General features: G+C 62.2%; 26 protein-coding genes. 7 read left to right on the top strand and 19 right to left on the bottom strand.

Translation table 11 applies throughout. The features are described from left to right. Positions 1 to 70 precede the first annotated feature (70 nt). The 7 genes from K6M89_RS12730 (at position 71) to K6M89_RS12700 (ending at position 6,553) form a co-directional block, all read left to right on the top strand. On the top strand, positions 71 to 1,249 hold the full coding sequence (locus K6M89_RS12730; protein ID WP_222139698.1) for a flavin-dependent monooxygenase: 1,179 nt from the start codon (positions 71 to 73) through the stop codon (positions 1,247 to 1,249). Between the two features lie 20 nt (positions 1,250 to 1,269). Beyond that, the gene (gene tsdA, locus K6M89_RS12725; protein WP_222139675.1) at positions 1,270 to 2,244 is read left to right on the top strand and encodes a gamma-resorcylate decarboxylase; all 975 of its coding nucleotides are present in this window, start codon (positions 1,270 to 1,272) and stop codon (positions 2,242 to 2,244) included. An 11-nt stretch (positions 2,245 to 2,255) separates the two neighbouring features. Then, positions 2,256 to 3,140 (top strand): intradiol ring-cleavage dioxygenase, encoded by an 885-nt coding sequence (locus tag K6M89_RS12720; RefSeq protein ID WP_222139674.1) that lies wholly within the window; start codon positions 2,256 to 2,258, stop codon positions 3,138 to 3,140. A 1-nt stretch (position 3,141) separates the two neighbouring features. Further along, the gene (locus K6M89_RS12715) at positions 3,142 to 4,200 is read left to right on the top strand and encodes a maleylacetate reductase (protein ID WP_222139673.1); all 1,059 of its coding nucleotides are present in this window, start codon (positions 3,142 to 3,144) and stop codon (positions 4,198 to 4,200) included. 288 nt (positions 4,201 to 4,488) lie between these two features. After that, the gene (gene nuoH / locus K6M89_RS12710) at positions 4,489 to 5,490 is read left to right on the top strand and encodes an NADH-quinone oxidoreductase subunit NuoH (protein ID WP_097582082.1); all 1,002 of its coding nucleotides are present in this window, start codon (positions 4,489 to 4,491) and stop codon (positions 5,488 to 5,490) included. 10 nt (positions 5,491 to 5,500) lie between these two features. Next, positions 5,501 to 6,067, top strand: coding sequence for an NADH-quinone oxidoreductase subunit I (locus K6M89_RS12705; protein WP_183920069.1), 567 nt, complete (start codon positions 5,501 to 5,503; stop codon positions 6,065 to 6,067). 45 nt (positions 6,068 to 6,112) lie between these two features. Further along, entirely contained in the window at positions 6,113 to 6,553 is a 441-nt protein-coding gene (locus K6M89_RS12700; protein WP_097582079.1) for a CBS domain-containing protein, read from the top strand. Between the two features lie 72 nt (positions 6,554 to 6,625). Here the strand turns inward: K6M89_RS12700 and nuoG are convergent, their stop codons facing one another. The 19 genes from nuoG to K6M89_RS12605 all read right to left on the bottom strand — a co-directional run bounded on the left by nuoG (position 6,626) and on the right by K6M89_RS12605 (position 25,952). After that, positions 6,626 to 9,205, bottom strand: coding sequence for an NADH-quinone oxidoreductase subunit NuoG (gene nuoG, locus K6M89_RS12695; protein ID WP_222139672.1), 2,580 nt, complete (start codon positions 9,203 to 9,205; stop codon positions 6,626 to 6,628). 32 nt (positions 9,206 to 9,237) lie between these two features. After that, on the bottom strand, positions 9,238 to 10,503 hold the full coding sequence (gene nuoF, locus K6M89_RS12690; RefSeq protein WP_222139671.1) for an NADH-quinone oxidoreductase subunit NuoF: 1,266 nt from the start codon (positions 10,501 to 10,503) through the stop codon (positions 9,238 to 9,240). 4 nt (positions 10,504 to 10,507) lie between these two features. After that, positions 10,508 to 11,020, bottom strand: coding sequence for an NADH-quinone oxidoreductase subunit NuoE (nuoE, locus tag K6M89_RS12685; RefSeq protein ID WP_222139670.1), 513 nt, complete (start codon positions 11,018 to 11,020; stop codon positions 10,508 to 10,510). Positions 11,021 to 11,037: 17 nt separating this feature from the next. Further along, the gene (nuoD, locus tag K6M89_RS12680) at positions 11,038 to 12,252 is read right to left on the bottom strand and encodes an NADH dehydrogenase (quinone) subunit D (RefSeq protein WP_097582073.1); all 1,215 of its coding nucleotides are present in this window, start codon (positions 12,250 to 12,252) and stop codon (positions 11,038 to 11,040) included. 28 nt (positions 12,253 to 12,280) lie between these two features. Next, positions 12,281 to 12,817, bottom strand: a complete 537-nt coding sequence (locus K6M89_RS12675) for an NADH-quinone oxidoreductase subunit C (protein WP_222139669.1) — start codon at positions 12,815 to 12,817, stop codon at positions 12,281 to 12,283. Further along, positions 12,814 to 13,317: a NuoB/complex I 20 kDa subunit family protein gene (locus tag K6M89_RS12670; protein WP_003582024.1), complete on the bottom strand. Its 504-nt coding sequence runs from the start codon at positions 13,315 to 13,317 to the stop codon at positions 12,814 to 12,816. The genes K6M89_RS12675 and K6M89_RS12670 overlap by 4 nt, the downstream gene beginning before the upstream one ends. Beyond that, positions 13,305 to 13,670: an NADH-quinone oxidoreductase subunit A gene (locus K6M89_RS12665; RefSeq protein ID WP_097582071.1), complete on the bottom strand. Its 366-nt coding sequence runs from the start codon at positions 13,668 to 13,670 to the stop codon at positions 13,305 to 13,307. Before K6M89_RS12665 ends, K6M89_RS12670 begins: the two co-directional genes overlap by 13 nt. Before the next feature lie 105 nt (positions 13,671 to 13,775). Then, complete coding sequence (locus K6M89_RS12660; RefSeq protein ID WP_222139668.1) at positions 13,776 to 15,215, bottom strand: NADH-quinone oxidoreductase subunit N; 1,440 nt, start codon at positions 15,213 to 15,215, stop codon at positions 13,776 to 13,778. Beyond that, a complete protein-coding gene (locus K6M89_RS12655) occupies positions 15,212 to 16,687 on the bottom strand; it encodes an NADH-quinone oxidoreductase subunit M (RefSeq protein WP_222139667.1) in 1,476 nt (491 codons plus the stop codon). Before K6M89_RS12655 ends, K6M89_RS12660 begins: the two co-directional genes overlap by 4 nt. An 8-nt stretch (positions 16,688 to 16,695) precedes the next feature. Beyond that, positions 16,696 to 18,453 carry a Na(+)/H(+) antiporter subunit D gene (locus tag K6M89_RS12650; RefSeq protein WP_222139666.1) on the bottom strand — a complete coding sequence of 586 codons (1,758 nt, stop codon included), beginning with the start codon at positions 18,451 to 18,453 and terminating at the stop codon, positions 16,696 to 16,698. Next, complete coding sequence (locus K6M89_RS12645) at positions 18,446 to 18,700, bottom strand: hypothetical protein (protein WP_222139665.1); 255 nt, start codon at positions 18,698 to 18,700, stop codon at positions 18,446 to 18,448. Before K6M89_RS12645 ends, K6M89_RS12650 begins: the two co-directional genes overlap by 8 nt. Next, positions 18,697 to 20,160 (bottom strand): monovalent cation/H+ antiporter subunit D family protein, encoded by a 1,464-nt coding sequence (locus tag K6M89_RS12640; RefSeq protein ID WP_097582061.1) that lies wholly within the window; start codon positions 20,158 to 20,160, stop codon positions 18,697 to 18,699. The genes K6M89_RS12645 and K6M89_RS12640 overlap by 4 nt, the downstream gene beginning before the upstream one ends. Before the next feature lie 4 nt (positions 20,161 to 20,164). Beyond that, on the bottom strand, positions 20,165 to 20,467 hold the full coding sequence (gene nuoK, locus K6M89_RS12635; RefSeq protein ID WP_222139664.1) for an NADH-quinone oxidoreductase subunit NuoK: 303 nt from the start codon (positions 20,465 to 20,467) through the stop codon (positions 20,165 to 20,167). Beyond that, the gene (locus K6M89_RS12630) at positions 20,467 to 20,967 is read right to left on the bottom strand and encodes an NADH-quinone oxidoreductase subunit J (protein ID WP_097582057.1); all 501 of its coding nucleotides are present in this window, start codon (positions 20,965 to 20,967) and stop codon (positions 20,467 to 20,469) included. Before K6M89_RS12630 ends, nuoK begins: the two co-directional genes overlap by 1 nt. A gap of 233 nt (positions 20,968 to 21,200) precedes the next feature. Continuing rightward, positions 21,201 to 22,277 carry an ABC transporter ATP-binding protein gene (locus K6M89_RS12625; RefSeq protein WP_222139663.1) on the bottom strand — a complete coding sequence of 359 codons (1,077 nt, stop codon included), beginning with the start codon at positions 22,275 to 22,277 and terminating at the stop codon, positions 21,201 to 21,203. After that, complete coding sequence (locus tag K6M89_RS12620) at positions 22,274 to 23,203, bottom strand: PfkB family carbohydrate kinase (protein WP_222139662.1); 930 nt, start codon at positions 23,201 to 23,203, stop codon at positions 22,274 to 22,276. Before K6M89_RS12620 ends, K6M89_RS12625 begins: the two co-directional genes overlap by 4 nt. Next, positions 23,204 to 24,226 carry an SIS domain-containing protein gene (locus K6M89_RS12615; RefSeq protein ID WP_222139661.1) on the bottom strand — a complete coding sequence of 341 codons (1,023 nt, stop codon included), beginning with the start codon at positions 24,224 to 24,226 and terminating at the stop codon, positions 23,204 to 23,206. After that, positions 24,223 to 25,068 carry a carbohydrate ABC transporter permease gene (locus K6M89_RS12610; protein WP_097582049.1) on the bottom strand — a complete coding sequence of 282 codons (846 nt, stop codon included), beginning with the start codon at positions 25,066 to 25,068 and terminating at the stop codon, positions 24,223 to 24,225. Before K6M89_RS12610 ends, K6M89_RS12615 begins: the two co-directional genes overlap by 4 nt. Next, positions 25,068 to 25,952 carry a carbohydrate ABC transporter permease gene (locus tag K6M89_RS12605; RefSeq protein WP_222139660.1) on the bottom strand — a complete coding sequence of 295 codons (885 nt, stop codon included), beginning with the start codon at positions 25,950 to 25,952 and terminating at the stop codon, positions 25,068 to 25,070. Before K6M89_RS12605 ends, K6M89_RS12610 begins: the two co-directional genes overlap by 1 nt. Between the last annotated feature and the right edge of the window lie 25 nt (positions 25,953 to 25,977).

The following is a 25,977-nucleotide window of genomic DNA, read 5'->3' as shown; positions in this document are numbered from 1 at the left end:
GCGGAAGACGAAGGAGGAGATCATGAAACTCGAATTCATCGAAAGCGGCGGGGAAAACCTGGCCCGCATCATGCGCGACGGTTCCCTGAAGGACCGGGTCCTGCCGCTTCTGCCGACATTTAGGGACCGGGCATTGGCGACCGAAAGGGCGCGCCGGGTGCCGGCGGAAAATATCGCTGCGCTACGCCAGGCCGGCTATTTCGATGCGGTCAAGCCGGCCGCCTATGGCGGCGTGCCGAAGCCCTTTTCAGAGCTTGTCGACGCCAATATCGAACTTGCCTCGGCCTGCGCTTCGACTGGGTGGGTCGCGGGCCTTCTGTCGGCACATCAATGGCTGCTCGCCATGTTTCCCAAGGCCGCGCAGGATGATGTCTGGGGCGAAAATCCGGATGCGCTTCTCTGCGGTTCCTATGCGCCGACCTCCATGGCTGAGGCCGCCGAAGACGGTTATCGGCTGAACGGCCGCTGGGCTTTTGCCAGCGGCTGCGAGAATGCCGACTGGTCGCTCTGCGCCGCCATCCTCCCCGCCGAGGGCGAGCGGAAACCGGTTCCCGCCTTCCTGCTCGTGCCCGCGACGCAATATGAAATCGAGGACACCTGGGATGTGGCGGGGCTGGCGGGAACGGGGTCCAAGACCCTGATCCTCAGCAATGTCACCGTGCCGAAATATCGCGTGCTCACATTTCCGGATGCCACAAGCGGTCGCACGCCGGGCGCCATGTTCTATGCCCAAACCGGTCTTTTCAACATGCCGCTTCTGACCGGCATTCCGTCCTGCCTCGCCTCCGCCGCTGTCGGCGCGGCGAAGGGCGCACTGGAGAGCTATGTCGCGTCTACCGGCACCCGAGTCACTCGCGGGGCGGTCGCCGGCGGTAACAGCCGCATGGCGGAATTTGCGACGATACAGCTGCGGGTGGCAGAAGCTGCGGCCAGCGTCGATGCGGCACGCGAGATCCTGCTGCGTGACGTGGCGCGGGCCGAGGAACTGGCAAGTTCAGGCAGCGAATTCATGATCGAGGACAGATTGCTGAGCCGCCGCGGCCAATCCTTTGCCGTCAACTTGGCGCTGCGAGCCGTGGAGGCGCTTAACGCGTCCACCGGCGGACTTGGCCTCAACATGGACAATCCGGTGCAACGGGCCTGGCGGGATGCCAATGCCGTCGGCCGCCATATCAGCATGAACTGGGATGCCGTCGGCACAATGGTCGGCCAGCATATGCTCGGCCTCGAGCCGAAGGGCCAATACTGAAACAAGAACGGGAGAGAGACATGCAAGGCAAAATCGCGCTCGAGGAACATTTCGCCATTCCGGAAACGCTGATGGATTCGGCCGGGTTCGTACCGGGCGATTACTGGACCGAGCTTCAGTCCCGATTGCTCGACATTCAGGACAAGCGGCTGAAACTGATGGATGCGCATGGGATCGAAACCATGATCCTGTCGCTCAACGCGCCGGCCGTTCAGGCCATCGCCGAGACAGGACGCGCCATCGATATCGCCCGCCGCGCAAATGATGCGCTAGCCGAAGAATGTGCCAAGCGTCCCGACCGCTTTCGTGCCTTTGCTGCCCTGCCGCTACAGGACCCCGAGGCGGCCGCCCGGGAACTGGAGCGCTGCGTCAAGGAACTGGGCTTCGTCGGCGCGCTGGTCAACGGCTTCAGCCAGCGTGCGGATACCGATGCGCTTCTCTATTACGACCTCCCGCAATATCGCGGCTTCTGGGCGACGGTCGCCGCCCTCAACGTGCCGTTCTACCTGCATCCGCGCAATCCCCTGCCGCAGGACAGCCGGATCTATGAGGGCCACCCCTGGCTGATGGGCCCGACCTGGGCCTTTGCCCAGGAAACGGCGGTCCATGCATTGCGCCTGATGGGATCGGGCCTGTTCGACGAGCATCCCAATCTCAGGATCATCCTCGGCCATATGGGCGAAGGCCTTCCCTACATGATGTGGCGCATCGACCACCGCAATGCCTGGGTCAAGGTGCCGCCGAAATACCCGGCCAAGCGCCGCATCGCCGATTATTTCAACGAGAATTTCTACATCACGACATCGGGGAATTTCCGTACCCAGACGCTCATCGATGCAATGCTGGAAATCGGCGCCGACCGGATCCTCTTCTCGACCGACTGGCCCTTCGAGAACATCGATCACGCCGCCGATTGGTTCGATACCACGACGATTTCGGAGGCCGATCGGGCGAAAATCGGCCGGACCAATGCCAAGCTACTCTTCGGGATATGAGGGAGGGCAAGATGGTCGCGAACTATCCGCTTTTCACCGAGGAAAATTCGGTCGAGGCCGTCAATATGCGCATGGGCGGGGATATCGATCCCCGCCTGCGTGAGATCATGTCGTCCATCGTGCGTCATCTTCATGCCGCCGTGAAGGAGATCGAGCCGACGCATGAGGAATGGCTGGCGGCGATCGAGTTCCTCACCAGGACCGGTCAGATGTGCGATGAGTGGCGGCAGGAGTTCATCCTGCTCTCGGATGTGCTCGGTGTGTCCATGCTGGTCGATGCGATCAACCATCGACGCCCCTCGGGCGCGACGGAGAACACCATTCTCGGTCCGTTCTACGTGCCGGAGGCACCGCGTTATGCGCGGGGGACGAACGTCTGTCTCGACGGCAAAGGTGAGCCGCTCGTGGTCGGCGGCTTTGTCAGGGACACCGATGGAAATCCGATCGAAGGCGCGTTGATCGACGTCTGGCAGACCAACGACGACGGCTTCTACGACGTCCAGCAGAAAGGCACGCAGCCGGATTGGAATCTGCGCGGCGTCTTCACTACGGACGGGGAGGGCGGCTATCGGTTTCGTTCCGTCAAACCGCGCAATTATCCGATCCCAGACGACGGGCCGGTGGGTAAGCTGCTGGGGCGCCTCGGCCGGCATCCGAACCGCGCGGCACATATCCATTTCATCGTCAGCGCCGAGGGTTACGATCCCGTTGTCACCCACATCTTCCCCCCGGATTGCCAATATCTGGATCAGGATGCAGTGTTCGGGGTGAAGGACAGTCTCATTGCCGATTTCCGGACACGGCAGGAGGACGGCGTGGGTGAGGACGAGGGCCTTAATGCGCCCTATTGGCAGGTCGACTGGGACTTCGTGCTGACAAAAAGGGCTGGGACCTGAGATGAAGGACTTCGTCTACAACGGATTGGCAACGCGCGTGATTTTCGGTACCGACACGCTCAAACAGCTTGCCGATGAGGTGAAGCGGCTCGGCATTTCCCGGCCGCTTGTCCTTTCCACGCCTCATCAGAACAGCGAGGCAGAAAGGGTAGCGGACCTGATCGGGAGAGAGGCGGCCGTGATCTTTTCGGGCGCGGTCATGCATACGCCTGTCGAGGTTACGCAGGAGGCAATGAAGGTTGTCGAGAAAACCGGTGCCGATGGTCTGATCGCAATCGGCGGCGGCTCGACGACCGGCCTTTCGAAGGCAATCGCGCTTCGTACGGATCTGCCGCAGCTCATCGTGCCGACGACTTATGCGGGGTCGGAAATGACGCCCATTCTCGGGCAGACCGAAGATGGCCGCAAAGTCACGCTCCGTGACATGCGCGTACTGCCGGAAACGGTTATCTACGACGTCTCGCTCACACTGGAACTTCCGGTGCATTTATCAGCGGTTAGCGGCCTCAACGCGATTGCACATGCGGTCGAGGCACTCTACGCCCGCGACCGCAACCCGGTGACCAATCTGATGGCAGAGGACGGGATCCGCGCGCTGGCGCGGGCGCTGCCGCAGATTGTCCGTAATAGCCTGAATGTTGAGGCCCGCTCAGATGCTCTCTATGGTGCATGGCTCTGCGGCATCTGCCTGGGTTGCGTCGGAATGGCGCTTCATCACAAGCTTTGCCACACGCTGGGCGGCATGTTCGACCTGCCGCATGCCGAAACCCACAGCGTGATCCTGCCTTACGCGATGCGTTACAACATGAAAGCTGCACCCGAAGCGGCCGAAAAAGTGGCGCGGGCGCTGAGTGTGGACAATGCCGCAACCGGACTCCGGAACCTCACCCGGGAGATCGGTGCGCCGCTGTCTCTTGCTGCAATCGGCATGCCGGGCGAGCGTATAGGCGAAGCCGCCGTCCAGGCGGTGTCCAATCCCTATTGGAATCCGGCGCCTGTCACCGAACCGGCCATTCGCGCGCTGTTGACGGATGCATTCGACGGCGGTTGGCGCGACTAAACTGTTTCGATCTGCGCGCCACAGTAATGGCCAGCTTCAGATGGTTCACAAACAACCACCGTTTTGTCCTGAAGTAGCGCAATACACAGACGTGCGCATCGAACCAGGCGTCTCGAACGTCCTGAACTCGGAGACATCATCGCCAGCGACGGCATAGCTGTAATGGCGTTGTAAGAGCTGCGTCACCGTTATACTATGTAGCCTGACAAAGTGCACAAGTGCTCAGCGTATAGCCGGAGCCAAAGTCCGGTTGCGCGTTTCAACCCGATGAATAAGTAGCCGCGGATCATGGAACTTATCGTCGCCCTTGGCCTGATCGTTTTCAAGGTCGCGTTTCTGATTGCGATCTTGCTGCTGCTGCCCTTGCCGCTGACCTGGCTGGAACGCAAGATCGCAGGGCACATGCAGCAGCGGATGGGGCCGATGCGCGTGGGGTGGCACGGGCTCCTGCAGCCGGTGGCGGACGGAATCAAGCTCTTAACCAAAGAGGACCACATCCCGGCCGAGGCCGATCGCTTCCTGTTCAAACTGGCGCCAATACTGGCGCTCGCCCCTCCCTTTGTGGTGTTCGTCGCAATCCCCTTCGGCGAAAGCATCTCGGTCCTCGGTGCCGAGATCACGCTCTACGTCTCCAACATGAATGTGGCACTACTCTTCGTCTTTGCGGTGATCGGGATCGAGGTCTATGGCGTCATCTTCGGTGGCTGGGCCGCTAACAGCAAATACGCGGTCCTCGGCAGCCTCAGGACCTGCGCGCAGATGATCAGCTACGAGATTCCGATGGGGTTCGCGGTGATCGGGGTGGTCATGTTGGCGCAATCCATGAGCCTGCTCGACATCGTGCGGGCCCAAACCGATGTCTGGAACATCGTCTACCAACCGGTCGGCTTCTTCGTGTTCTTCGTCGCCGGATTGGCCGAAGCGCAGCGTATTCCTTTCGATCTTTCGGAAGCGGAAGGCGATCTGGGCGCCGGCTTCCATACAGAATACAGCGGTATCCGCTTTGCGTTTTTCATGGTCAGCGAATATGCCATCGTGTTGCTGGTGTCGGTCCTGGTGGTCATCCTGTTTTTCGGCGGCTGGAACGGTATCCTAATCCCCTTGCCACCACTGCTCTGGTTTGTGCTCAAGGTCGCATTCTTCGTCTATGTGTTTATCTGGTTCCGCTTCACTTTCCCCCGCTACCGCTACGACCAACTGATGGCGATCGGATGGAAAGTCTTGCTTCCTCTGTCGATGGCGAACATAATTATAACCGGTGTACTTTTAGGGGCCATGGCGGCTCCGTAGCGAGGCGGCGATGTCGCGCGCGCAGGACAAAGTTGGAACATGGATTGGTTGGGCGTTCTTCGCCGATCTGGCGAATGCGTTGGTTCTGACCTTCGGCTACTTGTTCTCTAGAACCGTAACCATGCAATATCCGGACAAGGAAAAATGGCTCCCGTACTCACGCTATCGCGGGCATCACTTCCTGACGCGCGATGAAGAGGGCGAGATCAAGTGCGTGGCCTGCGAACTCTGTGCGCGGATCTGTCCCTGCGACTGTATCGAAGTCGTCCCCTACGAGGACGAAAAGGGCAACCGGCACCCGGCCAAATTCGAGATCGACACGGCTCGCTGCCTGTTCTGCGGGCTGTGCGAGGACGCCTGCCCAGCGGATGCAATCGCGCTTGGCCAGCAGTACGAATTTTCGAGTTTTTCCTCGCGTGACCTGGTGATCGGGCGCGATGACCTGCTCGCCAAGCCGGGCAAGGCGGCAACCGGCGGCGGCGTGGTTACCGCACGCCTGAATACCAAGAAGGACGTGCTCGTCGAGACGAAAGAGATGCAGGGCTACAACTGGTGGCGGAATATCCGGCGAACGTGAACGCGCGCCATCCGTCAAGCCGGAGCGCGCAGACAGGAGGCTCAGATGCTTGTCGGCGAAATCATGAAGAACAAGGGTGTCGGTGTCATCGCGGTCGCTCCCGATCAGACGATGTTGGAAGTCTTGAGGCTGTTTCGCGACAACAATATCGGCTTCGTCGTCGTCAGCCAATCGAACGACGAATACCTGGGTTCGCTATCGGAGCGGGATTGCTGCAATGCGGTGGCGGAATACGGGGCCGAGGCGGCGATGATGCGGGTAGCGGATGTCATGAACCGCAATGTGGCGACCTGTTCGACAGGGGATTTGCTCCCCTCCGTGATGGGGATCATGACCCAGCGGCGTACGCGTCATGTGCTGGTCCTGGATGGAGGCGACGTTGTCGGCGTGGTCAGTATCGGCGACGTGGTCAAACATAGGCTCGACGAAGCGCAGCGCACAGAGCAGGATCTGCAGGATTACATCTGCGGGACCAGGTATCACTGACGTCGCCAGCTTGATGTGAGGACGCTGGGGCAGGGCAGCTTGCGGGAGGCGCGGCGGCCCGGCCCCAAATCTTCAGACCCCACGCCAGATCCGGCTCGTGCGGTCGACCTCAAGAGTGGCATGCACCTTCTGGACCTCCACCGGGCATGGGTATTCACCCCGCCGCATCAAGCCGTTGAGACGCAAGGCTCTATAGTTTTCCGGAACGAAGACGAGGCCCTTGGGAAACCGCCCGTCGACCTTAAGCTGCGCCGTCAGTTCGCCCTGGGCGGAACGCACAATGACCTGATCGCCATCCGAAAGGCCAAGCTGTGCGGTATCCTGCGCGCTCATCGCGACATAGGGATCATTGGCGACCGTGTTCAGCATGTCCGACCGTTCGGAAAGATATCCATTGTGGAACAGGCAGTCGCCGGTGATCAGCATGAGCCGGTCGGCTGCTGGCGGGACGGGCGGCGGCGCAAAGAACCTGGCGACAGGTGCCGTCGGCACCGCCTTGGTGAATGCGCCGTCGGCGCCAAGTCCATCCTGCGTCAATTTCTGGTAGGCGGGAACAAGCCGTGCTATCTCGTCGAAAATTTCGCCTTGCGTCGACGGCCGCACTGCTTGGTTGCGAAGCGCCGCGACGAAGTCGAAGATCGCCAGATTGCTCCGCGCCTCGAAGGCGGGGTCGCGGAATTTGCGGACCTTCTGGATCCGGCCCTCGTTGTTGGTGAACGTGCCGGTTTCCTCGCCGTAACCTGCCGCGGGTAGGACGACCTCGGCAAGGCCCGCCGTTTCCGTGAGGAAGGCGTCCTGCACGATCAGGAGATCGGCGGCGCCAAGCGCCCGCGTCACGAAATCCCTGTCGGGATAGGCAATCAGGGGGTCGCTTGCGACGATGTAGAGAGCGCCCATCCGCCCGCCGACGCAGAGCTCCAGAATGGCGTCGAGATCCGCGCCGGGTTCAGACGGGATTTCGGCGCCCCAGTTCCGCGCAAGAGTTGTGCGCGCTACATCGTCGGTTACCGCCTGCAGCCCCGGTAGAGCCGCCGGCAGAACTCCCATGTCCCAGGCGCCCATCTGATTGGCACGGTCGAAGAGGAACTGCATCGCCAGGCCCTTGCCGAGCAGGCGCAGAGCCTGCAGCAGGTTATTGATCTGCTGCAGCGTCGCGCTCGCTTCGGGTGATCTCAGGAGGTCGACGCTGACAAGCACGGTGACGCTGCGGCCTTCCTTGAGCACCGCGGCCAGACGATCCGGCCCGTCAATGCCGGTTTCCGCCGCTGGCTTGCCGATTGTCGCGCCGATGCCCGCAAGAACGTTGCCCGGCAAGGCCTCACCAACTGCCGCTACGAGACGGGCCACCACCGCCGCAAGGCTCGCCGCTTCTCCGCCCGGCCGGACGCGAACCACCACCCCGGCATCGGCATCCAGACGGGATGGCCGCGCCGAGAGCATGAGCAATCCGGTCTGCCGCCGCCGCACGCCATCCCGCAGCAGGTATTCGGTGACCGGGTTCTCCTCGGTGACGTTGCCGCCGACGACGAGCACGCAGTCGTTGCCGATCACTTCGTCCAGCGGTGCGCGGCTGTTGAAGGCTGCCATTAGCGGGGCGAGCGTATCGAAGGGCGTGGACCAGCGTGACGAGCAATCAATGCTGTTGGTCCGGAATGCCGTCCGCATCAGCTTCTGAAACTGATAGAGTATCTCGTTGGGCAGGCGAGGCGAGGCGAGCCCGCCGGCAGCCTTGCCCTCGACGGCCGACAGCCGCTGGCGCAGATAGTCCCCCGCTTCGTCCCAGGAAACGGGAACCAGGGTGCCATCACGACGGATCATCGGCCTCTTGATCCGGTCCCGGCTCTCGACGAAATCGAGGCCGAAGCGTCCTCGTACGCAGAGCACTTCGCGGTTAAGCCCCTCGTCCCACTTCGAGCGTACCCGCATGAACTCGCCCTTGCGCGTGCCCACCGTCAACTGACAACCGGTGCCACAATGCGGGCAGACCGTATCGGTCTCGACCAGATCCCAGGGCCGCGCCTTGTAGCGATAGGGAAAGCTCATCAGAGCGCCGACCGGGCAGACCTCGACGCAATTGCCGCACTGGTCGCAGCTTGCGAGACTGCCCTCGAAGCCGGTGACGGCGGTATCCATGCCTTTTTCGACGGTACCCAGGGCGACCGCGCCGACGACCTCCTCACACATCCGGACACAGCGCTGGCACTGGATGCAGCGGTTGACGTTCATGATGATGACCGGGCTAAGACGGATGTCCTCGGAATGGAATACACGTTTGGGATCGTGAAACTCGCTTCTGCGAGGCCCGTAGGCCATCACCATGTTCTGAAGCTCGCATTCGCCGCCCTTGTCGCAGATCGGACAGTCGAGGGGGTGGTTGGCGAGCAGCATATCGAGCATGGAAGCGCGCGTTTCCTCGATCAGAGCTGTGTTCGCCCGCACCACCATAGCCTCGGTGACGGCGGTGGCGCAGGACGGCTGCAGCCGCCGCTGCCCCTCGATCTCCACCAGGCACATGCGGCAGGAGGCCAGCGGCGGCAGACGCTTCAGATAGCAGAAGGTTGGGATATCGATGCCCAAACGCCGGGCGGCCTGCAGCACTGTCGAGCCAGCCTCAACTTCCAGCGTTTGTCCATCGATCGTAATGCTAACCATACTTCCTCGCAGTCCTGTCGCGGTGCAGGCCTTCAGTGAAAGGGGCACCTGTGCTCCTCGATATGGGCAACGAACTCAGCGCGAAAGTGCGCGAGTGCCGCCCGCAACCCCATCGCCGCCCCGTCACCCAAAGCACAAAACGTATTGCCGAAAATGCCCTTGCAGAGCATCTCCAGCTGCTCCAGATCGCCGGCAGCACCTTCGCCGGCCTCGACCCGGCGCAGAACCTTCACGACCCAGTTCAATCCTTCCCGGCATGGCGTGCACTTGCCGCAGGACTCATGATGGAAGAATTCGATGATCCGGGTCGCGACCTTGACCATGCAGGTCGAGTCGTCGATCACGATAACGCCAGCCGAACCGAGCATCGAGCCGGCGGCAGCCAGCGAGTCGAAATCCATCCCGACCTCCAGTCCGTGCTCCGGTATGACCGGCGCTGAGACCCCGCCCGGGATCACCGCCTTGATTCTGCGTCCCGGCAGCACGCCGCCGGCGTGGTTCTCGACCAGTTCGCGCAGCGGTATGCCCATCGGCAACTCATAGAGGCCAGGTTTGCGCACCTGCCCGCTGAGGCAGTAGAGCTTCGGGCCGGGGCTCTTGTCCGGGCCGATGCCCCGAAACCAGTCCGACCCCCGCATAACGATATGCGGCACGCAAGCGAGCGTCTCGACATTGTTGATCACTGTCGGGCTGGCGTAGAGCCCAGCCACGGCCGGAAATGGCGGCTTCAATCGCGGCTGCGCCCGTTTGCCCTCGAGCGACTCGAGCATCGCAGTCTCTTCGCCGCAGATATAGGCGCCGGCGCCGCAGTGGATGTGTACGGCGAAATTGAAATCCGAGCCCAGAATCCGCTTTCCGAGATAACCCTTTGCGTGGGCCTCGGCGATCGCCTGCTCCAGACGACGGATCGCCGTCACATATTCTCCGCGAATGTAGACATAGGCGGTTTCGGCCCCAATCGCGTATGCACTTACCGCCAACCCCTCGATCAGTTGATGCGGGTCGCGCTCCATGATGATCCGGTCCTTGAACGTGCCCGGCTCGCCCTCATCGGCGTTGCAGCACAGATATGTCGGCTTGCCGGTCTGCTTCGGCACGAAACCCCATTTCATGCCCGTCGGGAATCCGGCACCGCCGCGACCGCGCAGGTTGGACCGTTTGACGAGGTCGATAACCTCGTCAGGCGTGTTTTCGCGCAGCACCTTGGCCAGAGCCTGGTAGCCTCCGCCAGCCTCGAAGGTGGAGAGCAGATGGCCATCCCGAACATCGACATTCTTGAGGAGGATCGGTTCGAACATGACGCTATTCCCCCGGCGGTGCTGCTGAGGCGAGATCGGCACCAGTCGCTTGCCCCGCCTCCGTTCGCAACCTGTCGAGAAGCGCGTCGATTCGCGCGATGTCGAGGTCGCCGTGATAGTCGTCGCCGACCTGCATCACTGGAGCCATCTCGCAGGCGCCGAGGCATTCGACGGTCGAAAGCGTGAACAGCAGGTCCGGGGTGGTTTCACCCTTTTTGATCCCGAGGACCTCCTCCAGATGCCTGAGCAGGTCCTCGGATCTGCACAGCATGCAGGAGACGTTGTCGCAAAGCTGCAGGTGGAACATGCCCACCGGTTCGGTATGGAAGAGCGTGTAGAAGGTCGCCAGCTCGTAGATCCAGATCCGCTCGACTCCGAGAATATTGGCGACCTCCTCCAGCACCGGACCAGGCAGATGGCCATGCTCCCTCTGCGCGATCCGAAGCGCGGGCATGATCGCCGAGCGCTGGTCGGGATACCGCGCCGCCGCCTCTTCGATCTTTTCGCGCATGGTCATCACGTCCAAATCCTCTGCTACTTGTCCACCTCCGCCATTACGGGGTCGAGGCTGCCGAGCACGGCGATCATGTCCGCCAGATAGCGGGCGTTGGTGACCCCGAAGAGGGCCTGAAGATTGACGAACGAGGGTGCCCGCACCTTCATGCGGAACGGTTTTGGCGACCCGTCACTAATGATGTAAAAGCCAAGCTCGCCTTTTGGCGCCTCGATCGCCGAATAGACCTCGCCCTTCGGCACCTTGAAGCCGTAGGCCGACAGGTCGAAATGCTGGATCAGCGCCTCCATCGAGCAGTGCACCCGTTCCTTGTCCAGCGGGAAGGCGATTGTCGGCATATCGATCTGGAACGGCCCCTCAGGCATCTGGTCGATGCATTGTTCGATGATCCTCATGCTTTCGCGCATCTCGTCGACACGGCATCGCCAGCGTGCATAGCAATCGCCCTCGTCACGGGTGATGACGTTGAAATCGAGCCGGTCGTAGATCTCGTAGGGCTCATCGCGCCGGATGTCCCAGTCGACACCGGAAGCACGCAGGTTCGGGCCGCTGAGGCCGAGATCGACACCATCCTCGGCGGAGATCACGCCGATCCCCTTGGTGCGATTGAGAAAAACCCGGTTATCTTCGAGCAGTCGCTCATAGTCGCGGATCCGGTTCGGAAAGATGTCGCAGAACTCCCGGATCTTGGGGAAGAATCCGTCAGGCAGGTCCTCGCGCACCCCGCCGACCCGGCAGAAGGAGGTGTGCATGCGCGCACCGGTAATCATTTCCAGGAGGTCCATGATCATTTCACGTTCGCGCATAACGTAAAGCAGCGCGGTCATGGCGCCGAGATCCATCGGCAGCGCGCCCGTGATCAGGAGGTGACCGGAGATCCGCGCCAGCTCGGCCATCATCACGCGGATATATTGCGCCCGAATCGGTGCTTCTATGCCGAGGAGTTTCTCCACCGCCAGCGCGAAGGCGAGGTTGTTCGAGGGCGGGCAGAGATAGTCGAGCCGGTCCGTCAGCGGGAAAATCTGGGTATAGGTGAAGCTCTCCGCCAGTTTTTCGGTGCCGCGATGGAGGTAGCCGATATGCGGATCGACGCGCTCGACGAACTCGCCGTCCAGTTCGAGGACGAGCCGAAGAACCCCATGGGTGCTGGGGTGCTGCGGACCGAGGTTGAGAAGCACTTCCCTGGTATTGAGCGCTTCGCCCTCAGGCCTGCTGAGCTCGGTGACTTCAGTCATCTCAACGTTCCGGCGTAGAACGGCCTCCTTACGGAATGTTCCTGGTGGCAAGGTCGGGCTGCGTTGGCGGCGGACCTTCGGCACCGAAGGGGTTCAATTTGTCCTTATAGCCCCTTAAGGGGAAATCCTTGCGCTGGGGAAAGCCCTCGAAGCCTTCCCACATATAGATCCGGCGCAGATCGGGATGTCCCGTGAACCGAATGCCATACATGTCCCAGGCCTCACGCTCATGCCAGTTGGCGGTGCGCCAGACTCCCGTGACGGAAGGCACTTCAGGAGGATCGCCAAGGCGGCATTTGATGCGGACCCGCCACCTGTTGGGCAGCGAATAGAGATGGTAGACCGCCTCGAACCGCGGCGTTTCGGGATAATGATCGACTCCGCAAACGTCCGAGAGGAAATTGAATTGCAGCGCCGGATGCTCTTTCAGGAACCGGCAGAACTCGATGATCCTCTCGGGCGGAACGGCAAAGGCGTCGATACCGTGCGCAGTGCCAAGGTCCTCGATTGTTTCTCCGAAGCGCTCCATGATCGTAGCGCGATTGAGGGACGGCTCCGCACTCATGACGCTATAACCCTATCCAGAGGTGTGCCGGCGAGTGCCCGCGACCTCTTGATCTTTTCTTGAAGCAGGAGGAAGCCGTGCATCAGCGCCTCAGGCCGGGGCGGACAGCCAGGCACATGCACATCGACGGGCACGAAGGTTTCCGATCCCTGCACCACGGCGTAGGTGTTGTAGACCCCACCCGAAATAGCGCAGGTGCCCATGGCGATCACCCAGCGCGGTTCCGGCATCTGGTCATAGAGCCGCCGCACGACGGGCGCGAATTTCCGGGTCACGGTGCCGGCGATGATCATGACGTCGGATTGTCTCGGCGAAGGGCGGAAGACGACGCCGAACCGGTCGAGATCGTAGCGGGCGCAACCGGCGGAGATCATCTCGATGGCGCAGCAGGCAATGCCGAAGGTCTCCGGCCACAGCGCCGATCTCCGGCTCCAACTGATGATGCTGTCGGCCGTAGTGAACAGCACGCTGTCGCGGATCGCGTTGTTTACGCCTCCCATTCCAGCGCTCCTTTCAGCCAGGCGTAGGCGAAGCCCACGAGAAGCAGCAATATGAAGACGAACATTTCGATATAGCCGACCAGCCCGATCTCTTTCAGGACGACGGCCCAGGGAAAGAGGAACATCGCTTCGACATCGAAAACGACCAGCAGGATCGCGAGGATAAAGAACGGCACCCTGAAGCGGCCCGCCGCCGCCTCGCCCGCTGCGTCCATGCCGCATTCATAGGGCATGTTCTTGGCGGGATAAGGATTGGATGGGCGCAGCAGCGAGGAGACGAACAACGTCACCCCCGCCACCAGAACGACTCCGGCGACCATGAAAAGAACCGGCAAAAATTCCATTGCAGTCATATCACTGCACCGGTCGCCCATCGACCACGCCGCGGCGCGACTTAGGCAATCCTTCCTCTGCCCTCAAGTCTATTCCGTCGGTGTGATCATTGCAAATCCAATCGCTCACCCGCCAAAGACCGAATCTTGGGCAAGCTTTAGAAACCACGACGGAAATAGGCCGATGCCGATGGTGCCGGCAGCGGTGACGGCGAGTGTCGCGCCCACCAGAGGCGTCAGCGCCGGGGCGAACGCCCTCTTCGGCTCGCGCATGTAGATCACCATTACGATGCGGATGTAAAAATAGGCGGCGACGGCGCTGAGCAGTACTGCGATAACCGCCAGCATGACGAAACCACGCTCGACGAGGGCGACCAGCACGTAAAACTTGGCGAAGAACCCGGCCGTCGGCGGAATGCCGGCCAGCGAGAAGAGATAGAGCAGCATCAGAAGCGCCAGCCCGGGATGTGACTTGGCGAAACCCGCATAGTCGTCGATGACCTCCCCCGAGAAATCGCCGTTCCGCATCATGATGACGGTGCCGAAAATGCCGAGATTCATGAAGGCGTAGATCAGCAGATAGAGCATCACGCTGGCGATCCCATCGGCGCCGCCAGCGGCCACGCCGAAAATGGCGAAGCCGGCATGGGCGATGCTGGAATAGGCCAGGAGGCGCTTGAAATTATCCTGGACCAGCGCCACGAAGCTGCCGAGCGCCATCGTCACCACCGCAATGACGGCGACGATGATCCAGACGTCCGAGGCTGCGACCAAAGGGTTGAGGAACACCCGCAGGATGACCGCGAACCCTGCCGCCTTGGGGCCGACCGACATGAAGGCGGTGATCGTCGTCGGCGCGCCTTCGTAGACGTCCGGAACCCACATATGGAACGGCACCGCGCCGACCTTGAAGACCAGCCCCGCGACAATGAAGACTACCGCTAGCAGCAATCCGGGATCGAGCGGATCTCCGGTCACCGCTGCAGCCATCGCGTCCAGTTGCGTGGTGCCGGTCAGCCCGTAGACCAGCGAAACGCCGTAAAGGAAAATCCCGGTCGAGACCGCGCCAAGGATCACATATTTCAGCGCCGCTTCGTTCGACCGCCGCTCTCGCCGCAGGAAACCGGTCAGCACATAGGTACAGAGCACCATCAGTTCGAGGCCCACATAGATCGACATGAGATCGGTGGCCGACGCCATGATCATCATTCCCGAAAGCGCAAAGAGCAGCAGGACATAATATTCGCTGCTGCCGATCCCTTCGATATCGGCATATTTTCGCGAGAGGAGGAATGTCAGAACGGTGGCTAAATAGAACACGAACTTGAAGAAGACCGCGAAGCGGTCGGCGACGAACATGCCCGTGTAGGCCGGCCGCACCTCGCCCGCCAGCATGAGTGTCGCTAAGGCGGCAATCAGCACGATGGCAACGGAAGCCCAGACAAGGAAATGTTCCTGTCTCTTTTGTACAAACTGTCCCAGGATCAGCAGGATGCAGGCCCCCGTGATCACCACGATCTCGGGCAGGCTCGCAAGGACCGACTGGAGAAGCGCAGCGGCGGTCATTGGCCGCTCTCCTCACCGTGCACCTGCGCCAGCAGATGTTTCGCCGAGGCATCGATGATGTTGAGAAAAGGTTTTGGATAGAGCCCGACCCAGAGCACGAAGACGGTCAGCGGCAGGATCGCAGCGATCTCGCGGGCGTTTACGTCACGTCTCTTGAACCGGGCGCTGGCGCTCACCGGACCAAGCGCGACCTTCCCATACATGCCAAGCAGATAGGCCGCGCCCAGCAATGCGCCCAGAACCGCGGCCGCGCCGACGGCCAGGTTGGCTGCAAACCCGCCGGACAGCACGAGCAACTCGCCCACGAACGAATTCGTTCCCGGCAGCGCCATCGACGACAGGATGAACAAGGCAAGAAACGCGGTATAAACGGGTGCTGTCTTCATCAGCCCGCCATAATCGGCGATGCTGCGGGTGTGGGTCCGCTCGTAGATCAGGCCGACGAACAGGAACAACGCGCCCGTCGTCACGCCATGATTGAACATTTGCAGGATACCGCCCTCGAGCCCGCGGAGGTTCAGCGCGAAAATCCCCATCGTCACGAAGCCCATATGGCTGATGCTGGAATAGGCCACCAGCTTCTTGAGGTCGTCCTGCGCCAGCGCAAGCAACCCGCCATAGACGATCGCAAGTGCCGAAAGCGAAAGCATCAGGGTCGAATAATACACTGACGCCTCCGGCAGCATCGGCAGCGAGAATCGCAGGAAGCCGTAGGCGCCCATCTTCAGCAGCACTCCGGCGAGGATGATGCTGCCCGCTGTCGGCGCCTGCACATGGGCGTCCGGCAGCCAGGTGTGGACCGGGACCATCGGCACCTTGACCGCGAAGGCGACCAGGAAAGCGAAGAACAGCCACGACTGGACCCGGAACGGCAAATCCTGTGCTGTCAGAGCGAGAATGTCGAAGGTCTCGCCGCCGTTGAAATAGAGCACGATGACGCCGACGAGGAACAGGACGCTGCCTGCCAGCGTGTAAAGGAAGAACTTGAAAGCCGCATAGACCCGGCCGTCGCCGCCCCAGACGCCGATGATCAGGTACATCGGGATCAGCATCGCCTCCCAGAAGACGTAAAACAAGAACAGGTCGAGTGCGCAGAAAACCCCCAGCATCAGTGCCTCCATGGCCAGCAGACTGACCATGAATTCCTTCACCTTGCGGTCGATCGCGACCCACGAGGCGAGCACGCAGGTCGAGCCCAGCAGCGCGGTCAAGAAAACGAAGAGCGCACTGATTCCGTCGATGCCAAGCGCATAGGTGATCCCGAGCGCAGGAACCCAGGGGCGCGTCTCGGTGAATTGCATCGCGTGGGTCGTGGTGTCAAAACCGACCAACATAGCGATGCAGAGAGCGAGGTCGAGGACGGTGACACCCAGCGCCATCCACCGCACCGCAGCGTCGCTGCGCAGAAACATCAGAACCGCTGCCCCGGCGGCGGGTGTGAACACGATGAGGCTGAGTAGCGGTAACCCCATGGGACCCCCTACCGCCACGCCACGGCGAAGATGGCGGTGGCCGCGATCACACCGACGATCATCGCCAGTACGTAATGGGTCACGACGCCGGTCTGGAGTCGCCGGAGCCGCCCGCCGCCGCGCAGGATCGAGCGGGCAACGCCGTTCACGACAGCGTCTACCACGGTGAGATCGATCCGCAGTCCCGCCCGTGCCGCCCCATACAGCAGGGGCAGCGCCGCGGTTTCTGACACGTCGCTCACCGCCTTCTCGTAGCGCGCCAGCGGTCGTTCGGCGAGCCACATGAAGACCCGCCCGCCCTTGCGATAGAACCAGTCGGTGTCGATGCTGATGGTGTTTGCTGGGTCGAGCGCCCGCAGGAACAGCACGAACCCGAAGGCAGTGAACATCAGCACGCCGAGGCTCTCCGTGACATGGAGGCCGGTGTAAGGTTCGAAGTCGACCGGATAGGGCAGAAGCGCATAAAGCGGCTGCGGAAACACTCCGATCGCAATGCAAAGCACCGCCGCCATTCCCATCGCGACCAGCATGTTGCGCGGCGGCTCCCGCGCCTCCAGTTTCCGGTCGGTGCCGAAAAACATGTAATACGGCAGCTTCAAACCCGTGTGCAGGAAGGTCCCCGACGATGCCATTGTCAGCGCCAGCATCACCAGCGCCCGATGATCCTGTGCGGCGGCGGCGATCACCATCGATTTGCTGACGAAGCCCGAGAAGAAGGGAAATGCCGAGATCGCGAAGGCGCCGACCATGTAAAGCGCCACTGTCAGCGGCATGGTCTTGTAAAGCCCGCCAAGCTCGGTAAGCTTGCGACGGCCGGTGACGTAGATCACCGCCCCGGCACCCATGAACAGGAGCGCCTTGTAGAGGATATGCGCGAAGGCATGGCTGGTGGCGCCGTTGACAGCCATCTCGGTGCCGATACCGACGCCTGCCACCATATAACCCACCTGGCTGACGATGTGATAGGCCAACAGGCGCCGGCAGTCGTTCTCCAGTACTGCGTAGATGACGCCGTAAAGCGCCATCGCGGTGCCGAGCCAGACGAGAAGCTCGGTTCCCGGAAACGCGCGCGCCAGCACATAAACGGCGGTCTTGGTGGTGAAGGCGCTCATGAATACCGCCCCGGTGACGGTTGCCTCAGGGTAAGCGTCGGTCAGCCAGGCGTTGAGCGGCGGTACCGCGGCGTTCAGAAGGAACCCGGCAAGGATCAGGTAGGCGCCGGCGCCCATCCCCCCGATCGGACCGAAGAGCAGCGAGCCTGTTGAAAGCCCGTAGACAATGATGCCGCCAAGCAGCACGACGCCGCCAGTGATATGGACCATGAGATATCGGAACCCGGCGCTGATCGCCTGCCGGCCGCCCTGTGCGAAGACCAGATAGGCAGAGGCAAACGCCATGCCTTCCCAGAACAGGTACAGCGTCAGGTAGTCGCCGGCGAATACCACGCCGAGCGCGCTCCCGACGTAGACGAACGCAGCGACGTGCTGGCCGGGGCGATGCAAGTGCAGCGCGTAGACCGTTCCGATCAGGGCCATGATGGTGAAAACCGTGGCGAAGACGCTGCTCAGTTTGTCGACCTTCGCGATCTGGATTTGCTGCCCGAGGAACGACGCCGCGCCGTAGTTGCCCGGCTGCATCGTAACCACGGCGAGGATCGCCAATGCCGGGATCAGCAGCAGATAAGCCTTGCGGATCGATCCTCTGAGGAATGGGATCGGCAGAGCGCCGAGAATGAAGAGCAGGGCCGGATGGATGAAGTCAGTCATAGTTGTCCTCGCGCCGCATCAGCCCAGCCCGATGGCCGAGAAACTTGGAAACGAAGATGAGCAGCACGCAGGATCCGAAGCCGTAGGCGGCCGACCAGCCCGGCAGGCGGTCCCACAGGTATTCGGCGTGTTCGCGGGGAACGACAAAGTCGGCGATGACGATAAGAACGAGCGCCAGATAGAACAGCCGGCGCCGCTGCTGCGCATATAGTTCGGCACCAAAGAAATCGACCACGCGCTTAATCATCTGACCACTCCGTTCGCCAAAGTGAGGAAATAGCCGGGGAAGATGCCCATCAGCACCGACAGGATGGCGGTCGCGACCAGCGGGATCGTGACCATCGGAATTTCCCGAACCGTCGCGGAGCTCTCCTGTGCCTCAGTCCCGAAAAAGGCGAGATAGCTGATTGGCAGGAAATAGGCGGCGTTCAGGACCGAACTTATGAGGAGCACGATCAGGAATGGGATTTCCCCCGCCTCCACCGAACCCCGTGCCAGATACCACTTGCTGACGAAGCCCGCGGTCAGCGGCACCCCGATCATGCCGAGCGAACCGACGAAGAACGCCCCCATCGTCCAGGGCAGCCTGCGGCCGATCCCAGCCATATCGCTGATGTTGCGCTTGCCAGATGCGCAATAGATTGAACCGGCGCAGAAAAAGAGCGTGATCTTGGAGAACGCATGCGCCGCGATGTGAACGATCCCGCCGACCATCGCGACCGGCGATAACAGAACCGCGCCCAGCACGATGTAGGAGAGTTGGCTGACGGTCGAATAGGCGAGCCTCGCCTTCAGGTCGTCCCGCGTGAGGGCGTAGACCGACGCCATGAGGATCGTGAACGAAACCAGATAGGCCGTGGCGATACCGAGGCCCAGCTTCCCCACCAGCTCGACGCCGAAGACATGGAAGACCACTCGCAGCACGCAGAACACGCCCATCTTGACCACGGCCACCGCATGCAGGAGCGCGCTGACCGGTGTCGGAGCCACCATCGCGGCAGGCAGCCAGGCGTGCATCGGCATCACCGCGGCTTTGGCGAAGCCAAAGAGATAGCAGAAATAAACGACCGTCAGCAGCAGCGGGGAGGCATCAGCTCCCGCCAGCAGCCCGCCCGTTACAAAGTCGAGCGACCCCGCAATGTGGTAGGTCAGCGCCAGCGCGGCGAGCAGCACGCTTTTCGACGCGCCCATCAGATAGACGAGGTACTTGCGGCTGCCCGTCCATCCTTGCTCGTCCTCGTGGTGGTAGACGAGGGGATAGGTAACGAGACTGAGCACCTCGTAGAAGATCACCAGTGTAAACAGATTGGCGGCGAAGGCACCCCCGGCGGCGGCGGCCAGACTACTGGCGAAGCAGGCGAAGAACCGGGTCTGCGCGTGCTCGTTCAAGTGCCGCATGTAGCCGATGGAATAGATCGCAGCCACGATCCACAGCAGCGACGAGACGGTGGCAAACACCATGCCGAGCGCATCGACCCGGAAAGCGAAGTCAATCCCCGGCAGGATCTCGAACAGGCGCAAATCGATCGTCCCGCCCGCCAGCACGGTGGGTGCCATCGAGGCGACAATCGCGAACATGGCGATCGCGGCCAACGGCGAGACGACATCGCGGAGTTTCTCGCGGTTGTTCAGAAGGAGAATCGCAAGAGCCGCCAGACCTGCGACGGCAACGGCAAGCAGCGGCCGGATCGATATCACCGGGTCCAAACCGCTATCCTTTCATTATGGTCACGTCGTCGACCTTGAGGGTGGACTTGTTCCTCACGAGGGCGACCAGGATACCGAGGGCGACGGCAACCTCCGCCGCAGTGATTGCGATGACGAAGATCGCGAAGATCTGCCCGCGGAAATCGTCGTAGTAATGCCCGAAAGCGATGAAGTTGATGTTGACCGAGTTGAGCAAAAGCTCCAGCGACATGAGCACCACCAGAATATTGCGCCTGATCAGTACGCCCGCTGCTCCGATCACGAACAGGACCACTCCAAGCACAATATACCACCAGAGCGGAACCATCACTCCTGCTCCTTCCGCGCCAGCACGATGGCGCCGACCAGGGCCGCCAAAAGGATCACTGAGGCGATTTCAAACGGCAGGAGATAGTCGGCGAAAAGTGTCGTGCTGAGCTGCCTGATCTGATCGCCGCCGCGCATGGCGACAGGTTCGATGACCGAAAAGCGGTCACTCCAGAGCACCAGCACGAGCATCTCGACCCCAAGCAGGACGACCAGCACCAGAGCCGACAGGTTGCCGCCCGGCAAGAACCGCTGCAACACCGCTTCGCGCACATCGATCATCATGATCACGAACAGGAACAGGACCATGATCGCGCCGACATAGACAAAGATCTGGATGACCGCGAGGAACGGCGCCTCGAGCAAGACGAAGATGGCCGAGATATTGAGGAAACACGCCATCAACGCCAATGCGCTGTGAACCGGATTCCGCGCCAGGACCACCGTCAGGGCGGTGATCACGGACACCGCAGCGAACAGAAGAAAGAACCCCTGATCCATCGACGCCGACCCTCCGGCGCGAACTGTCACTCGGCGCGAGACGGCCGGTTTTGAGATTACGCCGCAACTTCAGATGCGTTCGCAAATTGTGCCCTAGTATCGGATTTTTCACAAGTTTATTGTCATCGGCGGAGCGAAACAGGCCAGCCCAATGTGCGGGCATCTTGATTCCAAAACACATCAAAGCAAATCGCTGGCAGACCTCATCTTCTCGAGGAAGGACGCGTCGTCCTTTATCCGCGAAGACAGCTGAGACCGGTTTGCGGATCGAAGAGATGCATCGCCTCCTCGTCTAAGGAAAGGGTGAGCGTTTCGCTGTTACGGATCGGCGTGCGCGGCGGCAGGCAGGCCATCAGTCGCTGATTTCCGGCAAGGGCGGTGACAACGAGTTCCGGGCCGGTCAGCTCCGCGATCTCCAGGGTTGCCTCGATCGACGGGCCGTCGCCGGCCGTGCGAAGCGCTTCGGGACGGATGCCGAGGATGACGTCGCGGCCATCGCCGGTCGCATCGCGAAAACGGCTGGGCAGGGGCAAGCTCATGTCGGAACCTGAAAGCGCCAGGCGGCCATCACGTATCGTCGCTTTCAACAGATTCATCGGCGGCGCGCCGACGAAGGTGGCGACATAGAGCGTTGCCGGATGATTGTAGATTTCCTCAGGCGTGCCCAGCTGTTCGATGCGGCCGTCGCGCATGACGGCAATGCGGCTTGCCAGCGTCATCGCCTCGATCTGGTCATGGGTGACATAGACGACCGTGGTCTTCAGCATCTGATGCAGCCGCTTGATCTCGGTGCGCATCTCCATGCGCAGCTTGGCGTCGAGATTGGAGAGCGGTTCGTCGAACAGGAAGACCTCGGGCTTGCGCACCAGCGCCCGGCCGATCGCCACACGCTGACGCTGGCCGCCGGAGAGCTGGCTCGGCTTGCGGTCGAGGAGGTTTTCGATCTGCAGGAGTTTGGCGGCATCGCGCACGGCCTTGTCGCGCTCGCCGGCCGGGACCTTGCGCATTTCCAAGCCGAAGCCGATGTTCCGGTGCACCGTCAGATTGGGATAGAGCGCATAGGATTGAAAGACCATGGCGATGTCGCGGTCCTTCGGGTGCACGCCAAGCACCGAACGCCCGCCGATCCTGACGTCGCCGCTCGTTGCCTCGGCAAGGCCGGCAATGATGTTGAGCAGCGTGGACTTGCCGCAGCCAGAGGAGCCGAGGAGCACGAGGAACTCGCCGCTTTCCAGCGAGATGTCGATGCCTTTCAGCGTCTCGACCTCGCCATAGGTCTTGCGGATGTTTTCAATGTCGAGCGCGCTCATGACACGGGCTCCTCAGGAGACGATGGCTCGCCATAGCTGCGGGGAAGGGTGGAAATGGCGCGCGAAGCAATCTGCGTCCCCGCCGCCAGGCAGGAAGCCAGCGGCTTGCCATCTGCCAATGCTGCCAGGAAGCCGGCGTTGAAGACATCGCCGGCGCCGATCGTATCGATGACCTTGACGACGGGTGCAGGCGCCGACGCCGGCAAGCCGTCCGGCCCGATGGCGATGGCGCCGTCCGGGCCGCGCTTGACGACGACGATCGCGCCCTCCGGCATATGCGACCTGATCTCACGGGCGGCTTCGATCGGATCGGCGATGCCGGCAAGGGTCGTCGTCTCGACCTCGTTCAGCAGTGCAATGCCGCTGCGCGAAAGCCAGGCGCGGGCGGCCGCGCAGTTTTCTTCGGTCCAGCTGTCGAGCGGCCAGCCGGTATCGAGTGCGACAGTGATATCGTGGCTGTCGGCCCAGTCGAAGAAAGCGTCATATTCGCTCGCCAGGTCGTCGGTCAGAAAGCCGCCGCAGAGAAGCGCGTAACCGCCGCGCAGCCTTTCGCCGTCGATGACGGCGAAGACGTCGGCGAGGCTGAAGCGCGGCAGGTGGCCGGTCGTCGTGAAGAAAGTGCGCTCGCCGTCCGGATGGGTGATGCCGACGGAGAGCGTGGTCTTCTCAGGGCGCACGGGCCACTTCTCGGAACGCCGGCCGAAGGCCTCGGCAAGCCAGCGGCCGAACTGGTCGCTGCCGATATTGGCGGCGATCTCGAATTCGATGCCGAGCGCCTGCCAGGCGAGTGCGGTGTTGCCAGCGGAGCCGCCGACGCGGAGCTCGTCGTGATCGACGATGATTTCCGTGCCGGCCTTCGGCCAGGGGGCGGCTGGTCCGAGGATGAGATCGACATTGACGTTGCCGATGACTGCAAGCGGCCGCATTCATTCACTCCGGGTAATCTTGGTGGAACGGACCGGCGTTCCGGCATTCTCCACGCGGGTTTCTGCAAAAGCGATCATCAGCCGCTGGGCGACCGGCAGCATCGCGAAGATCGCGGCAAGGCCCGTCGCCGGCGCAAAACCGATCGTCACCGCCCCTTTGACGGGGGCTTCGCTCGAGGCGTCGAACAGGATGACAGGCGCGCCGGTCTCGACGGCGGACACCGCCATGGCGGTGACGAGGCCGGCCGTCTCGTCGAGGCCGCGGAACAGCACGACGCCGATTTCTGGCCCCAGCATTTCCATTGGGCCATGGCGCAGCTGGCCGCCTTCGAGCGAGAAGCAGGGGCGGCGCGAAAGCTCCGTTAGCCCAAGGGCCAAAGCCTCGGCGACACCTTGCAGGCGGCGGCCTGAGGTAACGACGGTCACGACGTTTTGGAGGGCGGAAAGGGCCGCTGAGATGTCGTGATCTTCGGGCGCTTTAAGGACGGCAAGTGCTGCCGCGGGATCTTCGCCGAGGGCGGCCAAGATCGCGAGATGCAGGGCGAAGGTCACTGTCAGACTGCGGGTGGCGGCAAAGGCAAGCTCTGTGCCGCCGCTGCCGACCAGCGACGGGGCGGTTCTGGCAAGGAAGGAGCTGGCTTCGAGCGTCAGGCCGAAAGTTTCCTCCGTGCCGCCGGTCTCGTCGAACCAGCGCAAGACTTCGGCGCTTTCGCCGGATTGCGAGGTGACGACGATTGTCCTGCCGGCGATCGGCAGCGGCTGGCCGAGCTGTTCGGAGAGCGGCAAAGCGACGGCATCGATGCCAAGCGCACGGTAGAGCGGCTCGACAGCGCGGTTGACCGCATGCGAGCCGCCCATGCCGATCAAAAGCAGCCGGCCGGTCTTCTTCAGCGAGGCGGCCGCTCTTGCCGCCATCGGTGCGGCGGCTTCATAAGAGGCAATTGCATCGGCGTGCTGGCGCGCCATTTCGCGGTCGATCGCCGCAAGTCCGGCGGGCCGGTTTCTTTCTGTTGTCATGTTCATCCCTTGACGCCGCCGCTGGTGAGCCCTGAAATCAGGGCGCGTTGCATGACGAGGCCGATCAGCACCGGGGGCAGGGCGGCGAGCACGCCTGCCGTGGCGATCAGTCCGTAATCGGAAACGCGCCCGCCGGCGAGATCAGCAATCGCGACGGTCAGCGTCTTGGCGCGCTGGTCCGAGGTGAAGAGCAGCGCATAGAAGAATTCATCCCAGGCCAGCAGGAATGCGAAGAGGCTCGATGTCGCGACCACGGGGGCGGCGAGCGGCAGCGTGATGATCCTCAGCGTCTGGAACAGGCCGGCACCGTCGATCATCGCGGCGGATTCGATCTCGCGCGGGATGGAATCGAAGCCCGATTTCATCAGCCAGGTGGTGAAGGGCGCAAGGATCGTCAGATAGACCAAGGCGAGGCCGAAGACGTTGTTCAGCATGCCGAGATGGGAGAGACCCATATAGAGCGGCACGGCGAGCGCCACCGGCGGCAGCATGTAGGTGGCGATTACCATCGACAGCGACCAGCCGACCGAAGGCGTGCGCGACACCGCCCAGCCGGCCGGTATGGCAAGCGCGATGGCGGCGATGGTCGCCATGCCGGCCACCTCGATGCTGTTGCGCAGCGAAGAGGTGAAGGCGGCGCCGGCGCTGTTTTCCAGCGTCGACAGCAAGAGCTGGTATCGCGAGAAATCCGCCGCCTGCGGCCACCAGCGCAGCGGCTTTGCCGCGAGGTCGGCGGCCGGCGAGATGCTCATGATGAAGAGCCAGAGGATCGGCGCCAGGATGACGGCGGCAAGCAGCAGCGCGCAAAGATGAATGAAAGCGGAAAAGAGCGGGCTTTGACGTTCCATCAGGCGGCACTCCCCGCGGTCTTGCGCACCAGGGCGGCGTAGCCGACGGCGAGCAGGGTCACCAGCAGTGTGACGATCAAGGCCAGCGACGCGCCTGAGCCCGCCCGCTGGAAGGAGAAGGCTTCCTGGTAGACGAGGATCGACAGCGTGCGGGTGCTGTTGGCCGGGCCGCCGCGGGTCATGACCCAGATGATGTCGAATACCTTGAAGGCTTCAATTGTGCGCAGCACGAGCGCCACCATCAGCGGGCCGGCGAGATAGGGCAGGATGACGAAGCGGAAGCGGGCGAAGGGGCCGGCGCCGTCAACGAGGGAGGCGGCTGTGATATCGCGCGGCACGGCCTGGAGTGCGGCAAGCGCGATCAGCGCCACCAGCGGAAAATTCTTCCAGCAGTCGGCGACGATGAGGGAGGCGAGCGCCGTGCCGGGCTCGCCAAGCCAGGAGCGATAGGCATCGAGCACGCCGAGCTGCGTCAGCGCAGCGTTGAGCGCACCGTATTCCGGATTGTAGATCAGCCGCCAGAGCGTGGCGTTGACCACGGTCGGCAGCGCCCAGGGCAGGATCATCAGGGCGCGCAGCGCGGTGCGGCCGCGGAACTGCTGGTTCAGCAGGAGTGCTGCAAGCACGCCGATCACCATTTCGGCGGAGACCGAGACGATCGCGAACCAGGCTGTGGTGACGAGCGTGCGCTGGAAATTCGAGCCGGAGAGCATCTTCACATAATTGTCGATGCCGACGAAATTGCCTCCGGTGCCGACGAGCTTGGCATCGGTGAAGGAGAGGCCGACGGTATCGACCAGCGGCCAGCCGATGACTGAGATCATGACCACGAGAAGCGGCAGCATCAAAAGCCACGCGCGGGTTGTCAGCCATGTGCCCGACATCAAGGCGACCCTTCTTCATTCTTAA

Origin of the sequence: Rhizobium croatiense, from assembly GCF_019793465.1 — a bacterium.
GTDB lineage: Bacteria > Pseudomonadota > Alphaproteobacteria > Rhizobiales > Rhizobiaceae > Rhizobium > Rhizobium croatiense.
This window is presented reverse-complemented; position numbering and strand designations above follow the sequence as displayed.

Coding starts and splice junctions, on each gene's coding strand:
- K6M89_RS12610 (WP_097582049.1), bottom strand. CDS start 25,068: ATGGAACGTCAAAGCCCGCTCTTTTCCGCTTTCATTCATCTTTGCGCG.
- K6M89_RS12700 (WP_097582079.1), top strand. CDS start 6,113: ATGCTTGTCGGCGAAATCATGAAGAACAAGGGTGTCGGTGTCATCGCG.
- nuoF (WP_222139671.1), bottom strand. CDS start 10,503: ATGTTCGAACCGATCCTCCTCAAGAATGTCGATGTTCGGGATGGCCAT.
- nuoE (WP_222139670.1), bottom strand. CDS start 11,020: ATGACCATGCGCGAAAAGATCGAAGAGGCGGCGGCGCGGTATCCCGAC.
- nuoG (WP_222139672.1), bottom strand. CDS start 9,205: ATGGTTAGCATTACGATCGATGGACAAACGCTGGAAGTTGAGGCTGGC.
- K6M89_RS12660 (WP_222139668.1), bottom strand. CDS start 15,215: ATGACCGCCGCTGCGCTTCTCCAGTCGGTCCTTGCGAGCCTGCCCGAG.
- K6M89_RS12720 (WP_222139674.1), top strand. CDS start 2,256: ATGGTCGCGAACTATCCGCTTTTCACCGAGGAAAATTCGGTCGAGGCC.
- K6M89_RS12655 (WP_222139667.1), bottom strand. CDS start 16,687: ATGGGGTTACCGCTACTCAGCCTCATCGTGTTCACACCCGCCGCCGGG.
- K6M89_RS12670 (WP_003582024.1), bottom strand. CDS start 13,317: ATGGGAGGCGTAAACAACGCGATCCGCGACAGCGTGCTGTTCACTACG.
- nuoH (WP_097582082.1), top strand. CDS start 4,489: ATGGAACTTATCGTCGCCCTTGGCCTGATCGTTTTCAAGGTCGCGTTT.
- K6M89_RS12625 (WP_222139663.1), bottom strand. CDS start 22,277: ATGAGCGCGCTCGACATTGAAAACATCCGCAAGACCTATGGCGAGGTC.
- K6M89_RS12605 (WP_222139660.1), bottom strand. CDS start 25,952: ATGTCGGGCACATGGCTGACAACCCGCGCGTGGCTTTTGATGCTGCCG.
- nuoD (WP_097582073.1), bottom strand. CDS start 12,252: ATGACTGAAGTCACCGAGCTCAGCAGGCCTGAGGGCGAAGCGCTCAAT.
- K6M89_RS12630 (WP_097582057.1), bottom strand. CDS start 20,967: ATGGATCAGGGGTTCTTTCTTCTGTTCGCTGCGGTGTCCGTGATCACC.
- K6M89_RS12645 (WP_222139665.1), bottom strand. CDS start 18,700: ATGATTAAGCGCGTGGTCGATTTCTTTGGTGCCGAACTATATGCGCAG.
- K6M89_RS12665 (WP_097582071.1), bottom strand. CDS start 13,670: ATGACTGCAATGGAATTTTTGCCGGTTCTTTTCATGGTCGCCGGAGTC.
- K6M89_RS12730 (WP_222139698.1), top strand. CDS start 71: ATGCGCGACGGTTCCCTGAAGGACCGGGTCCTGCCGCTTCTGCCGACA.
- K6M89_RS12620 (WP_222139662.1), bottom strand. CDS start 23,203: ATGCGGCCGCTTGCAGTCATCGGCAACGTCAATGTCGATCTCATCCTC.
- K6M89_RS12650 (WP_222139666.1), bottom strand. CDS start 18,453: ATGACTGACTTCATCCATCCGGCCCTGCTCTTCATTCTCGGCGCTCTG.
- K6M89_RS12705 (WP_183920069.1), top strand. CDS start 5,501: ATGTCGCGCGCGCAGGACAAAGTTGGAACATGGATTGGTTGGGCGTTC.
- K6M89_RS12715 (WP_222139673.1), top strand. CDS start 3,142: ATGAAGGACTTCGTCTACAACGGATTGGCAACGCGCGTGATTTTCGGT.
- K6M89_RS12615 (WP_222139661.1), bottom strand. CDS start 24,226: ATGAACATGACAACAGAAAGAAACCGGCCCGCCGGACTTGCGGCGATC.
- K6M89_RS12675 (WP_222139669.1), bottom strand. CDS start 12,817: ATGAGTGCGGAGCCGTCCCTCAATCGCGCTACGATCATGGAGCGCTTC.
- nuoK (WP_222139664.1), bottom strand. CDS start 20,467: ATGGTTCCGCTCTGGTGGTATATTGTGCTTGGAGTGGTCCTGTTCGTG.
- tsdA (WP_222139675.1), top strand. CDS start 1,270: ATGCAAGGCAAAATCGCGCTCGAGGAACATTTCGCCATTCCGGAAACG.